At 60.5% G+C, this 13,735-nt stretch carries 10 protein-coding genes; 5 read left to right on the forward strand and 5 right to left on the reverse strand.

The window, feature by feature from the left end; translation table 11 throughout:
- Positions 1-55: 55 nt before the first annotated feature.
- A complete protein-coding gene (locus K3174_RS12960) occupies positions 56-2,203 on the reverse strand; it encodes a TonB-dependent receptor (protein WP_247712166.1) in 2,148 nt (715 codons plus the stop codon).
- 297 nt (positions 2,204-2,500) lie between these two features.
- Here K3174_RS12960 and K3174_RS12965 point away from each other — a divergent pair, with 297 nt between their 5' ends.
- The 3 genes from K3174_RS12965 (at position 2,501) to K3174_RS12975 (ending at position 7,167) form a co-directional block, all read left to right on the forward strand.
- Positions 2,501-3,826, forward strand: a complete 1,326-nt coding sequence (locus tag K3174_RS12965) for an alkaline phosphatase PhoX (RefSeq protein WP_247712167.1) — start codon at positions 2,501-2,503, stop codon at positions 3,824-3,826.
- A gap of 125 nt (positions 3,827-3,951) precedes the next feature.
- Positions 3,952-6,000 (forward strand): S46 family peptidase, encoded by a 2,049-nt coding sequence (locus K3174_RS12970; protein ID WP_221559217.1) that lies wholly within the window; start codon positions 3,952-3,954, stop codon positions 5,998-6,000.
- Between the two features lie 174 nt (positions 6,001-6,174).
- Positions 6,175-7,167, forward strand: a complete 993-nt coding sequence (locus K3174_RS12975; protein WP_221559219.1) for a glycosyltransferase — start codon at positions 6,175-6,177, stop codon at positions 7,165-7,167.
- A 118-nt stretch (positions 7,168-7,285) separates the two neighbouring features.
- On the opposite strand, the gene K3174_RS12980 is transcribed toward K3174_RS12975, so the two are convergent.
- A complete protein-coding gene (locus K3174_RS12980; protein ID WP_221559221.1) occupies positions 7,286-8,779 on the reverse strand; it encodes a lipopolysaccharide biosynthesis protein in 1,494 nt (497 codons plus the stop codon).
- Positions 8,780-8,898: 119 nt separating this feature from the next.
- Between K3174_RS12980 and K3174_RS12985 the strand changes: the two genes are divergently transcribed.
- Both K3174_RS12985 and K3174_RS12990 read left to right on the forward strand, forming a co-directional pair.
- Positions 8,899-9,888 (forward strand): polysaccharide pyruvyl transferase family protein, encoded by a 990-nt coding sequence (locus K3174_RS12985; protein WP_221559222.1) that lies wholly within the window; start codon positions 8,899-8,901, stop codon positions 9,886-9,888.
- Positions 9,888-10,712: a hypothetical protein gene (locus K3174_RS12990; RefSeq protein ID WP_221559225.1), complete on the forward strand. Its 825-nt coding sequence runs from the start codon at positions 9,888-9,890 to the stop codon at positions 10,710-10,712. Before K3174_RS12985 ends, K3174_RS12990 begins: the two co-directional genes overlap by 1 nt.
- On the opposite strand, the gene K3174_RS12995 is transcribed toward K3174_RS12990, so the two are convergent.
- The 3 genes from K3174_RS12995 to K3174_RS13005 all read right to left on the reverse strand — a co-directional run bounded on the left by K3174_RS12995 (position 10,713) and on the right by K3174_RS13005 (position 13,447).
- Positions 10,713-11,531, reverse strand: coding sequence for a polysaccharide pyruvyl transferase family protein (locus K3174_RS12995; protein WP_221559226.1), 819 nt, complete (start codon positions 11,529-11,531; stop codon positions 10,713-10,715).
- Between the two features lie 682 nt (positions 11,532-12,213).
- Entirely contained in the window at positions 12,214-12,978 is a 765-nt protein-coding gene (locus K3174_RS13000; protein ID WP_221559228.1) for an anti-sigma factor, read from the reverse strand.
- Positions 12,971-13,447 (reverse strand): RNA polymerase sigma factor, encoded by a 477-nt coding sequence (locus tag K3174_RS13005; RefSeq protein WP_221559230.1) that lies wholly within the window; start codon positions 13,445-13,447, stop codon positions 12,971-12,973. The genes K3174_RS13000 and K3174_RS13005 overlap by 8 nt, the downstream gene beginning before the upstream one ends.
- Positions 13,448-13,735 lie beyond the last annotated feature (288 nt).

Consider the following 13,735-nt stretch of genomic DNA (forward strand, 5'->3'; position numbering starts at 1 on the left):
TTTCCGTGTCGCTCCTCTCGCGGCACTTGTTGCGAGAGGAGCAAGACCGGAAAGATCAGAAAGCGAGGCGTGCCGAGACCCGAATATTGCGGCCTGCCAGCGGAACGAAATCCTTCGTAAAGCTTGCATGGCGGCGGGCATCGACATCGAACAGATTGTCACCCGACAGCATCAGCACGGTTTCGCTGTCGCGCCCGAAGGGCTTCCAGGACAGCGATGCATTGACGAGGGTGAAGTCGTTGGTGGGCGTTTCGAACTCTGCCACGCGGTCTTGCGTGGTGACGTGTTCGACTTCCACGCGACCTCCGAAAATGCCGGTGTCGGCCGACAGGCCCCCGAGAACGCGGAGCGGGGGAATGCGGGGAACGGGGCCGCCGCCATCCTCGATCGTCGCGCGGGTGTAGTCCGCGACACCGTCGATCGTGACGGTCAATCCTTCACCCGCGACGACGTCGTAAGCCGCCTGCGCCTCGAAACCCCAGAAGTTGGCATCGTCCTGCAGGAACTGGAACAGCGGCAAGCCGTCCGCCTCTTCACCGGTATCGGTTTCGTAGATGAAATCGTCGAACTTCGTGTAATAACCGGCGAACTGGAAACGTGCCGGTCCGGCCTCGCCGCGAAGATAGGCTTCGACGCCCAGTGCCGCCTCCTTGTCGAAGAAGGGATTGCCGACTTCGAAAGACTGAGTGGCGATATGCGGGCCGTTCGAGAACAGTTCTTCGGCTGACGGAGCGCGTTCGACCCGGCTGAGATTGACCCCGATCTTCACTTCGCGAGCGAGCGCGTAACTGACGCCTCCGGCGATCGAGAAAGCATCGAAACTACGGTCGATCGCCGTGATCACGGCATCGTCTTCCAGCCCTATCGCAACGCTGTCGGAACTGACATCGGTGCTTTCGTAACGGGCGGACAATTCCAGACCGATGCCATCGAAATCGAACTCCTGAAGGGTAAAGAAGCCGATCTGATTGGTTTCGTTCGGCGGAACGAAGGCCTCTTCCCCGATCGCCGAAAAATCGCGGGTCATCAGCTGGACGCCGGTTACACCCTTCCAGCCGTTGCGATCGGCCTGGACGAGCTCGAGACGGCCTTCGAAACTGTCCGAATTGAAGACGGTGCCGACCTCGTCGCCTTCGAACTCGGTATGTTCATAGTTCGAATAGCCGAGGCGCACGCGGATCGATTCCAGCACGTCGCCACCGGTAAAGACCTCTCCACGCAGATCCGCGCGAAGCTGGTTCAGGTCGATGGTGACGGGGCCTTCTTCCTCCTCGCCCTCTTCCTCTTCGCCTTCCTCACCATGCGCGTGCTCGGCTCCGGGTCGCGCCGGTACGCCATAGCGGGTATCGAAATAGCTGATGGAAGCGCCAAGGCTGCCACCCTCGTTGATGAAGGCAAAACCACCGCCAAGCGTGTAGGTTTCGGTCGCGCTGTTGGGCAGAACGCCGCGCTGCTCGGCCAGTTCGCGCGCTTCGTCGGATTCGTCGAAGTTGCCCTCGTCGAATTCCTCTTCGGCGATCTCGAGCTGTTCGGCCCGCAACTCCGGCGTGAGAACGAAACCGCCGACTTCTACGTCCTCGGTCTTGCTGTAGCTGCCGTCGACATGAACCACGAACGTGTCGCTCAGCGCCAAGTCGAAGCCGGCACCGCCATTGAACCCATCGAATGCCGATGAATAGCTGCCGATGGCATCGACGTGATATCCGTTCTCGGGCACTTCGCGCGGGATGCGGCGGTCCAACGCATTGACCGCACCGCCGATTGCCTGGCTACCGAAAAGAAGCACGGCCGGGCCGCGCAGAATCTCGATACGCTCGGTCACCAGTGGATCGATCGTCACCGCGTGGTCGACCGAGGTGTTCGAGACGTCCAGTGTGCCGATGCCGTCCGTGAGCACGCGGACGCGTTCGCCCTGCAGGCCGCGCAGCACAGGGCGCGATGCGCCGGGGCTGAAGGAGGTTGCGGAAACACCGGGCTGTTTGATCAGGATATCGCCGATCTGAGGCTCCAGTTCGCGCAGGATATCCTCGCTCACGAGAACCGAGGTGCCCGCAAGCAGATCGAGATCCTTGATGTAGTTGGAGGTGACGATGATTGTCCTGTCGTCGGACGCGTGCACCGAACCGCGATCACTGTCGTCGGCGGTCTGGGCAAGCGCGGGGCTGGCCAGCATCGAGGTTACGAGCAGGGCATACTTCTTCAAAACTGCAAACTCCGAAATTTTAATGTTACAACATTCCGCGCGGTCTAAGGCGATCCGTTGGACAAGGCAACCGCCGTCAATGTCGAAGGGAGCCGCCATACGTCGCTATCGAAGGATGGAAACCGCTTCGCGAGGCCATCTTTCAAGGGCGCCTACGACAGTAATTCGACAGAAAAGACACAGGAGTCGACAAATGCAGATCGTGAAATCCGTTGGCTGTCGCGATAGTGTCATATGTCCGGAAGAGACGGCGGGTCCCCGCGCGTCGATGTGCAGGGCGGCAACAGGAGGCCCGGTTTGAAGACAGATATCGACCGTCGCGGATTCATCGGAGTTACCGGTGCAGCTTTCACCGGGCTGCTACTCAACGGGTGCACGGGCCGGTCGGGGCCGACTTTGCCGGCATCGTTCGCGGATTACGGGCCGCTGGTACCTGATCCCGCCGGGATGCTCGATCTGCCGCGCGGATTCTCCTACAATGTGCTCTCCAGCCTGGGCGACGCCATGGACGATGGCGGTACCGTGCCCGACAAGGCCGATGGCATGGGCTGCCTGCCGCTCGGCAATGACGAGATCGTGCTGATCCGCAATCACGAACTGGTGCCGACCGACGATGCCGGTGGCGCGCCCGCACATGGCTACGGCACGCGCAATGGTGCTATCGTTCCCGGCGGGACGACCAACATCGTGCTCGATGCTCGCACCCTTCAGGTAAAGCGCCAGTTCCGCACGCTCGCAGGCACGATCCGAAATTGTTCGGGCGGCGTCACGCCATGGGGCAGCTGGCTGACCTGCGAAGAGGCGCCGACCGGCCCGGGCCAGCCTTATGGCGAAGGTCTGGCGGTCGAGCACGGCTGGGTATTCGAAGTCCCGGCCAATGCGACCGGACTGATCGATGCGGTTCCTCTCAAGGCCATGGGCCGGTTCAATCACGAGGCTGCATGCGTCGATCCGGCGACGGGTGTGGTGTACCTCACCGAGGACCGCGACGACGGCGTGCTTTATCGTTTCGTTCCCACAACCGCAGGGCGTCTCCGTGATGGAGGTCGCCTGCAAGCCATGGTCGTCGAAGGCCTTGCCGATACGCGCAATTGGACGGTAGCGGATATGCCGGTCGGCAGGCGCTATCCCTTGCGCTGGATCGACTGCGACGAGGTCGAGGCTCCGAAGGACGATCTGCGCAATCGCGCTGCGGCGCGAGGCGCCGCAGTCATCGCACGAGGCGAAGGCATTCACATGGGCGCGGACGAGGTGTTCGTCTGTTCGACCAGCGGCGGACAGCGCAAGCTCGGTCAGATCTTCCGTCTGGTGCCGGGCCGGAATGGGGCCAGCGACACCATCGAGTTGTTTTTCGAAAGCCAGAGCGAGGAGCAGTTCAACTTCGGTGACAACCTCACTGTAGGACCGAACGGCCACCTGATTGTCTGCGAGGATCAGTATACCGATGTGGTCGACAACCATCTGCGCGGCATCACACCCGATGGTCGAGCCTATCCTTTCGCACGCCTCCGGATGCAGACAGAACTGGCCGGCGGATGCTTCTCGCCCGATGGCAAATGGTTCTTCGTCAATGCCTATTCGCCAGCCCGCACTGTGGCGATTACAGGTCCGTGGGTAGCCTAGTTCGTGAGCTGACGAGGCCGGCTTCAATTTTGCCGATAAGGCCTGTAGAGACGGCGAAATCGGCCAGCCATTTCGTGTAGATGGCCGCAAATCGGAACAATCTCCGGTGCAAGAGGAACAGTCACATGCAGTTCGATCGAAACGCGCTCGCCGCCGCCACCGCCCTTTGCGCTCTCGCCGCGCAACCCGCGATGGCCGATGAGGGGATGTGGACCTTCGACGGGTTTCCGGCCGAGCAGGTCCGCGAGCAATATGGCTGGGCGCCCGATCAGGCCTGGCTAGATACAGTGCGAAATTCTGCCGTTCGACTGACCGGCGGATGTTCGGCCAGCTTCGTTTCGCCCAACGGATTGATCCTGACCAACCACCACTGCATTGCGAGCTGTCTGTTCGACAATTCTTCCGATGCAAAGGACTATCTTGCCGAGGGTTTCACGGCGCAAAGGCGCGAGGACGAACTGACCTGCCCCGGCCAGCAGGCGGAAGTTGTCACCTCGATTGCCGATGTAACCGGCGACGTTATGGGCGCGATCGGCAGTCTTTCCGGCGAAGCGCTGACCAAAGCGCGCGACGCCAAAATTGCCGAACTCGAGAAAGCGGGCTGCCCCGACACCGAAGCCACTCGCTGCCAGGTCGTCACACTTTTCGGTGGCGGACAGTACAAGCTCTATACCTACCGCAAATATTCGGATGTGCGCCTTGCCTGGGCGCCCGAAGACCGTGCGGCGACCTTCGGCGGCGACCCCGACAATTTCAATTTTCCGCGCTATTCGCTCGATGCCAGTTTCCTGCGCGCCTATGAGAACGGCCAGCCGGTGGCGACGCCCGATCATCTGCAATGGAATCCGCGCGCGCCGGAGGAGGGCGAGATCACTTTCGTCGTCGGCAATCCCGGATCGACCAGCCGGTTGTGGACGGACAGTCAGCTTGCGTTCGAGCGTGAGGTGCGCCTCCCTGTGACCGTCGCAACGATGAGCGAATTGCGTGGCCGGTTGATCCGCGCGATGGAAGAAAGCGACCAGAAAGATCGCGAAGGCCGCGATCTCCTGGGCGGTGTCGAGAACAGTCTGAAAGTCTATATCGGTCGTACCAAGGCGCTGAACGATCCGGGCTTTACGGAAAAGCTGGCTGCGGCACAGGACGATCTGCGCGAGAAAAGCGCCGGGAACGCCGAGATCGGCGACCCCTGGACCACGGTCGATGAGGCAATGAACGCCTATCGCGCGCTGTATTATCCACTGCGCTTCACCCAGCCGTCGGGCGATCTCTACGGCTACGCTCAGACGCTCGTCTTCGCCGCGCAGGAACGCGGCAAGCCGAATGCCGAACGGCTGCCCGGCTACACCGACAGCGCGCTGCCGCTGACCGAGAAGCGGCTGCTCGACGAGCGGCCGATCTATCCCTGGCTAGATGAGCTGACGATGGGGTGGAGCCTTTCCAAGGCGCGTGAATATCTCGGGGTGGACGATCCCGATTCGCAGCTATTGCTGGGCAAGGAAAGTCCCGAGCAACTCGCCGAAAGACTCGTCGGCGGGACATCGCTGGCCGACCCCGAAGTGCGCAAGGCGCTGTGGGAGGGCGGAATTGAAGCGGTAGAGGCTTCGGACGATCCGATGATCCAGTACGCACTCCGCCTCGTCGAGCGCCAGCGCGAACTGAAGGCGCTATCCGATGCGCAATATTCGGGCCCGCTCGCGGCCGCTGGCGCCAAGCTCGCCGATGCGCGCTTCGCCGCCTATGGCGAAAGCCTCTATCCCGATGCGACCTTCACACTGCGGATCAGCTACGGCCAGGTGAAGGGATGGACCGAGCGCGGCAACGAGGTTCCGATCCGTACGACGATGGGCGGAACTTTCGAACGCGCGACCGGCAATGCTCCGTTCGACGTCGCCTCCGCCTTCGCCGCGAACGAGGCAAAGATCGACAAGAACACCACCTACGACTTCGTCACCACCAACGACATCATCGGCGGCAACTCGGGCTCGCCGGTAATCGACAAGGCGGGCACGGTGATCGGCGCCGCGTTCGACGGTAACATTCACTCGCTCGGCGGCAATTACGGATATGACGGCACGCTCAATCGCACCGTGGTCGTCTCTACGGCTGCGGTGCAGGAAGCGCTCGAAACGATCTACCCCGCATCCGCGCTGGTGGAGGAACTGGCCGAACGGTGAGGCTTCGTCGACAAGCCGCAGCCTGTCGTTGAGCCTATCGCTTGGCGGCAGGACCCAACCGGGCTAAGCGCACTGCCACCCGCCGCTTGCAATTTCAGTCGCGTGAAGGTGACCTTGCCCTTAGCCCGAGATGGCCGCCAAATGGACCCGTCGTCACGCTCTCCACGGATTGCGTTGGCGCCGCGGTCGGCCAAGTTCAATCGTTTCACGGGCCTGTTCGGCGACGCGCTGGAGAGGTGCGGGGCCAATGTCGTAGCGTATAAGCCGTGGCTGGCGGACATCGCGCAACAGGATATTGTCCTGTATCATTGGCCGCACCGTCTGTTCGAGGGCGAAGGCTTCCTGCATCGGCTGAAAACCCTCACCCGCTTGCTGATGGCCCGCTGGCGCCGCAATACGCGCATTGTGTGGGTGGCCCACAATGTTACCCAGCACGAGGGCAATGCCGACCCATCGCTGATGGAACGTTTGCTCGTGCGCAATCTCGACGGAATCGTATATTTGTCGGAGACGTCGCGGAACCTTGTGCATAGCACCTACTCGACCGCCGGCGGCATTGTCGAACTGGTGACCGTTCACGGCGCTTACGAGAGCGAGCCTCCGCAGCCATTCCTCCCACCCGGAGCAAGAGAGCCAGTGAGGCTACTCAACTTCGGGCTCGTACGGCCTTACAAGAACCTGGACGATCTCGTTCGCGCCGCGGGACAGCTCGATGCCGCGACCGCAGAGGTGACGATCTGCGGCCGCCGCCACGACCGCGAATATGCGCGCACGCTCGATCGGGCGGCTGCCGGGCTGGATAGCGTGCGGATGGCGCTCAGCGATGACATTGTGCCGGACAAAGATCTCGACCGGGCGATCGACGCTTCTCACGGCGTAGTCCTGCCCTACCGCGACATCCTTCATTCCGGCGCTGCCATCCACGCCTTGTCGCGGGGGCGGCCGGTACTCGTTCCCGCGATCGGAGCGATGCCGGAGCTGGCCGAGCTGATGGGTGATCGTTGGGTCCAACTCTACGCAGACGAGCTTACCGTCGATGTACTCGACGGTTTCGCGCGTCATGCTCGGACGATTCCCGCGTCTGCCGTTCCAGATCTCGAGCAGCTGAGCTGGCAGCGCGTCGAAAGAGATCTGTCCGGGTTTTTAGCACGACTAATGGCTGTTTAACCCGACCGGAAATGCCAGGGTGGAGCTTGTCGCTTCGCCCGCCGACGATGACGTTTGCGGTGCTCGGCTGGCCGGATACTCTCTGCCAACGGGACGCTGGCAGGCATCGAGGAACCGATCACGCGCGACCTGGTACGAGCCGCCGGATAACCTTGGCGGCCATGCCTATCAGCTCCGTTTCCGGGCCGTTCGGTCGGCCTGCCAGACGCCAAAGCAGCAGGTTGGCGGCGATGTATACCACAGCGCCAAGCGCTGCATTTGCTGCGATATCGAGGACCGCTTGCATCAGCGTACCATCCGCAAGTCCGGCGGTTCTCTGAAATAGAAGAACGACAACGGCCATCGCTGCGGCCGATACGAGGCTGCGAATGTTCACGGCGAGTTGCTCCCATACGCCCAGCTGTACAAGCTGACGCACGACCAACATATTCACGAAAGTGCCGATCAGTCCGGAAATAACTCGCGCTCCGATCAGGCCGGCCAACCCGAACATCAGGGTGCCGGCGACAATGATCGGCAGACGGATGAAGAACATCTGCAGGTCGCGCACGAAAAGCAGCTTGGTGTGCCCGCGAGCCATGCCGAGCGAAGACACCATGGAACCGATCGTCTGAACGGCAAAGATCACCGACAGCGCCTGGATGATCGGTACCGCCGGCAGCCATTTGCTGCCCATCGCGGCGAGGACCAGCGTATCTGCCACCAACGCCACGCCGATACCCATCGGCAGAGCGACCAGCGTAATCAGAGCTTGCGCGCGCTGATATCCCTGGCGCAGGCGAGGAGGATCGTCCGCAATCTGCGACAAGGCGGGAAACAGCGTCTGTCGGATCGGATTGGTGGTCTCGCGTGTCGGAACCTGAGCAAGATTGCTGCCCACTGCGTAGTGCCCCAACGTGGCGTTGCCGAGGAGACCGCCGACCAATAACTGATCGAACCGCCAGTTGATGGTGTTGATTGCCTGCCCCAAAGTCAGCCAGACCGAAAAGCTCCACAGCTCGCGCGCGTGGTTGAGGCCCGGGCGCGGTAGGAACGGCAGGATCGCGTAGGACACCAGGGTTTGGACCAGTTGGCCCAGCAGAACGCCCACAATCAACGCCCAGTAGCTATCCCACACGATTGCGAGCCAGATAGTGCTGACGACCATCGTTACTCGGTTCGTCACTAGCAGAAGGAATTCCTGCCAGAAGATCAGCTTCTTCTGAAACATGATCCGGCGGGGATTGCCCAAGCCGCTGATAACCACCCCGATCGCCATCACGCACACCACCGGGATCAGCCGATTGTCTTCGTAAATGATCGCCATCGGCCACGCCGCGCCACACATGATCAGTGCGAGCACAATGCCGCGTAGACCATTTAGTGTCCAAGCCGTATGGAAGTGCTCCTCGGTCGGATTGCGGTGTTGAATCAACGCTTGGCTGAGCGAAATTTCGGTAATCGAGCTGAGAATGGCCATCAGCGTCGTACCGAGCGCGACGATACCGAAGTCGGCTGGCGCAAGAAGTCGTGCCAGGACTATGGTGCTGACGAAAGACAGGATATTTGTGACGATACGGGCGCCGGAAAGCCATGCACTTCCAGACAACATGCGGCTGGCGATGGTTGTCAAACGGCGCTCCTGAACACGAATGCTGCAGTGCAGCGATTTTCTTTGCTGTGCTGCACAATCAACGGTATCGACCCGCTACAAGATGCGCTTCCTGCAATGCAATGCTAATTTGAGGTTCTATGTCTGAATCCCCCTCCGCCTCCTACGTTGCGGCAAACTCGGCCCTTATCGATCAAGCTCTTTCATCGAAGCCCCTCGATGGCACGTTTGCGCTGCTCGATTTCCCCGACATCCGTAATGTGGGCGACTCTGCGATCTGGCTGGGTGAAATGGCCTATCTGCGGCGTCGTGGGCGTTTGCCGGCATATGTCAGCACAATAAGAAGCTATGACGTTGAAGAACTCAAGCGACGCGTTCCCGCTGGCCCGATCCTCCTGCGTGGGGGCGGCAATTTCGGCGACTTGTGGCCGGGCCACCAGGCCTTTCGGGAAAGAGTCATGGCCGATTTCCCCGACCGGCAGATCATCCAGATGCCGCAGTCGATCCATTTCTCTTCGGAAGAAGCGTGCGCAAGAGCAGCCGATGCGATCGCTCGGCACGGTGCGTTCGACCTGTTTGTGCGCGACCGCCAGTCCCAGCAACGCGCCCGAGACACACTCGGCTGCGAAGCGACCCTTTGCCCGGACATGGCTTTTGCGATCGGGCCGGTGGAGCCGCTGGGGCAAGCGGAGCTTCCGGTGCTTGGTATGCTCAGAGCCGACAAGGAAATGAGCGGCCGCGCGTCCGGCGACGGTTTGCCGGACACCATTCCGGTCGAGGACTGGATCGAGGAGCCCGCCGGGCCAGTACGGCGTGCGCGATGGCTGGGTCGCCTTTCCGCCCTGGGCACTCTGGATCGCGGAGCCATTCGCCTCGCAAGCTACAAAGCCGTGGCCAATCAGCGTTTCGACCGTGGGCGCCGCCAGCTCTCGCGGGCGGAGAAAGTGATCACCGATCGCCTTCACGTTCACATCATCAGTTTGCTGATGGGCAAGCCTCATGCGGTGCTCGACAACAGTTACGGCAAGATCCGGCACTTCAGAGAGGCGTTTCCCGAGCCCGCAGGCCTGACTTTCGCTGCCACTTCTCTTGCAGAGGCGTATGACTGGGCGAGATCGAGCGACAGCTGATGACCTTGGTAGCAGAGACACCGGCACTCACATTCATCGTTCCCGTCCGGCATCAGGACAACGCATCCGACTGGCCAAAGCTCAGGGAGAATCTGGAGCAGACACTTGCATCGCTCTCAGCACAGCTATCCTCGAACTGGCGCGGTGTGGTGGTCGCCAACCACGGTGCTGACTTGCCGCAAATGCCCGATGGCTTCACTGTCGAGCGGGTCGATTTTCCGGCCAACAAGCTGCACGACATGGGTAGCGCTTCGCGCGACCAGGTGCTGGACGCTTTCCGCCTGGACAAGGGAAGGCGGGTACTCGCCGGCATGTTGGCCGGACGCGACACCGATTACTACATGATCGTCGATGATGACGATTGCGTCAGCAACCGATTGGCCGGTTGGGTTCGCGAGAATTCGGGACCAGTCGGATGGAAGATCGGGCGCGGATATGTCTGGAACGATGGCAGTCGGCTGCTGTACGAGCATGATGACTTCAATCACGTCTGCGGAAGTTCGCTGATAATCCGGCGCGATCTGTACGAACTCCCGAACAATTTCGGGGATGCCGACATGGAATTCGTCAAAGCCATGATGGGCAGCCATCACGGCGTCGACAGCCGGATGGAAGCCGAAGGAACGCCCCTCCAGCAAGTGCCGTTTCGGGCGGCAGTGTACAGGGTCGGACATGCAGGTTCCCACAGTCAGACTGCGGGCATCTTCCGGAAATACGTGCTGGCCGGTCGCTGGAAACGCCATCCGCTGGGAACGCTTCGCCGTTTTGCGCGGCTGCGCCGTGTCACCGCTTCGATCCGCCGGGAATTCTTCGGCGGTCGCTGATCAGGCGTCCCACAAGTCGTAAGGAAAGGCGGCCATCAGTGCTTCGGCATCATGGGCGATTGGCGGCAGCGGACCACGATCGAGTGCTTCGGCAACGCTTGTCGAGGACCAAAATTGGGACCTTCCGGCCCCCTCGCAGTAATCGATATATTTGAAGTCCGGTTCCGTATCGCTCAGTCGCAGATGGGCGCAGGGTATGCCGAACGCATCCGCGATCACCAGGCCGTGCAACGAACTCGACACGATAAAGTCGCATGCGCAGATAGCGGAAATGACGGCGTCCCAACGCCATGTGGGATCGATTATGTTGTCGCCCACGATCAGCCCTGTGTCATGAAGGTTAGGGACAATTCCCACGGCCTGTTCGCCCGAACGGCGACGAAACCGGTTTGGGAACAGCTTGGGGATGAGCAAGGCGGGATCGCCGTAGATATCCGGCACCGCATGCCCCAACTCGCCAAGAAAGCGTCGCGTGAGAGGCCCTCGCACCGCTCTGATATCAAGCGTCTCGAAGCGGTGGCGATCGACCCCCATCTTTCCGTTACGGCCGGTTCCCCAGATCGCATCGCCCGTCTGGGCAAAATGCAGCACCGATCCCACGCTGAACAGGCGCCGATGCCTGCTGACGGGCTCATTCACCAATAATTCTTTGGCGGCCAACATACGCTGGACGATTGCAGAGGCCAGATAGTCGCCGAAGTTCAATCCGACTTTCGGTTTCCAGAAATACGGATCGACGACCGGGTAGCCCTTGGTATCGGCATCGCCGTCCTCACCTCGCTTGGGTGGACGGACTTGGCGGACTAACTTGTTTAGCATAATGTGACTTTCGGGAATCCGCTGCCTTCAATAGGCACTTGGTCCGAACCGGGCAATTGGCGAAAGGCCATCCCGGGAGGGAAAGTGACGGTGGTTTGCCCGCCTTGCACTCAGCATCTACGCAAGAATGAAGGAAAATCAGCCATCCGCCATGCGCTTTCGATGGACGCATGTGAACTGCATTGCGGCTCCGCTGTAAATTCCACTCGTGGATTCGGTGTGAGGTCGAATGGCTCACTGCTCTTGTCGAGCGCGCAGGGCGGACCAGGTTTTCCCAAGGACGGTGAGATATGGCGGAGACGGAGGGGTTAACCCTTGAACATCAACCCGCCGGCAATGAGGTCTTTGTCCAACCAACACTACATCTCTTTCCCTCACCAATACCCCGCTTCGATTGAAAAATGAGCTCGCCTTCAAAAGTTTCCTACTACGACCAGTGATTACACTTTCGCCCCAAGCCTGATGCGTTCAAGACGTACGCCAAGTCCAATCGACAGTACCAAGGGATGGCAACTTTGCGCCCTCTTGGTTGGCCATCGCCCGAGTTACGCTTCGTGCTCGGAAGCGGACATTCGCCTGCGGGTTATATGTGACAAAAACCGAACCTCAAAGTTGAGTGCCGGTCCTTGGTGCGCGCGTAGGGGAAGGGACCGATCTGTCGGCGGATCCAATCCTCACCCTACTAAATTGTGTTTCCAGGAACCTCTTGAAGTGTCGCAGTTCCAAGTATTTCGCCGGTCGGGGCATCATGTGGGGCACTGTCCCGCGGCTCTATGGTTATCGCCATCGTCGCTCCGTCGCGGAGAAACGAGCGCAGTTCCGGCGACAAAATCACGGTCAACCGCTCACTGTCGATCAGTCCGAGAGACCGTGGTGTGCCATCTTCTGGGATGACCCACAGTTCGGGACCGAATTCCGGTTGTTGTAGATCGGCCAGCCGCAGGGAAAGACTACCCGAGCCCGGATCGTAGAGTGCGCTCAGGAGCGGGACGCCTTCGGCATCTTTGATTTGCGCGACGTTGGCAGATGGTCGAGCTAACTCAGCGATCGGGGCATCATCTTGATCTGGTTCCTGATTGGCAGAAAACAGCGCCACACCCAAACCGACAGCCAGTGCCAACGAAGCGGCTGTGGCGGTAATGGCCCAGGTGCGCCAAAGCTTCACCGAATGCCGGTCGTTTGCAATCGGTTGTGCTGGGGTTGTGCCCATAGCCCGTCGATCGAGCAATGCTTCGATTGAAGAGAGCGCATTTGCCGGGGCCTCGATAGGCTCGACATCTTCCAACCAGCTACCGGCAGTCTTCTGCCAGGCGTACACTCGTTCCGCGAAGCCTGGGTTCTCCAGTTGATGGCGCAAGGCCTCCGCGCGCGCGCGTTCGCCTAGTAGCCCGAGTGCAAGGCCGGCCGCCATGACTTCGAGGTCGTCGGGAAGCTGGCGATCAGTCATCGGTCAGCTTCTTGCGAATCTTGAGGATTGTTCGGCGCACCCGGCTCTTGAATGTGGTGACGGGCAAATCGAGCCGCTCGGCGGCTTCCGGATAGGTCAGTCCAAGAAAGAAAATCGACTTCAATTCGGTTTCGCTTTCGGTGTCGAGTTCTTCGACCGCCGCCAAAGCACTACGTTCGCGGTCCATAGCAATGATACGGTCGTCGGCCGCGATCGCTTCACTCTTGTGCAATTCCAGCCGCTCTTCACCTACATGGCGATGCCGAGACTGGGTCCGGTACCAGTCAATCGCGGTATTGCGGGCGATGGCGCACAGCCAAGCTAGCGGCCTACTGCGGTCGGGATCATAACCTCCAGCTCGGTCCCAAATCTTGAGATATGTTTCCTGCAGCACGTCCTCGGCGGCGGCATGGTTGCGCGTTACCCCAAGGGTGATTGCAAACAGCTTGTTGGCAGAACGCGCATACACACGCCGAAACGCCTCTCTGTCGAGGCGGCCAACCAGTACGATATCGCGCGAAAGCAGCTCGGTTTCAGAGCTCTCTTGTGCGGTATGATCTGCCTGGCTTTGCGGGGGTTGCGGATCAGGCACAGAACATCACGTAGCCGGATATCCTCTTGAGCGACAGTCCAAACTTGGGTTGCAGCCGGAAACTCGTCTGTAGGCTTTCGCCCTTTCGGAGTGCTGGAAATTTTTCTTGGCGCGATGTGCATCGATTTGCGGCTTGGAGTCGTCAGTGTTGTCAGGGTGCCTTCT

The sequence above is a fragment of the Qipengyuania qiaonensis genome (genome assembly GCF_019711515.1).
Lineage (GTDB): Bacteria > Pseudomonadota > Alphaproteobacteria > Sphingomonadales > Sphingomonadaceae > Qipengyuania > Qipengyuania qiaonensis.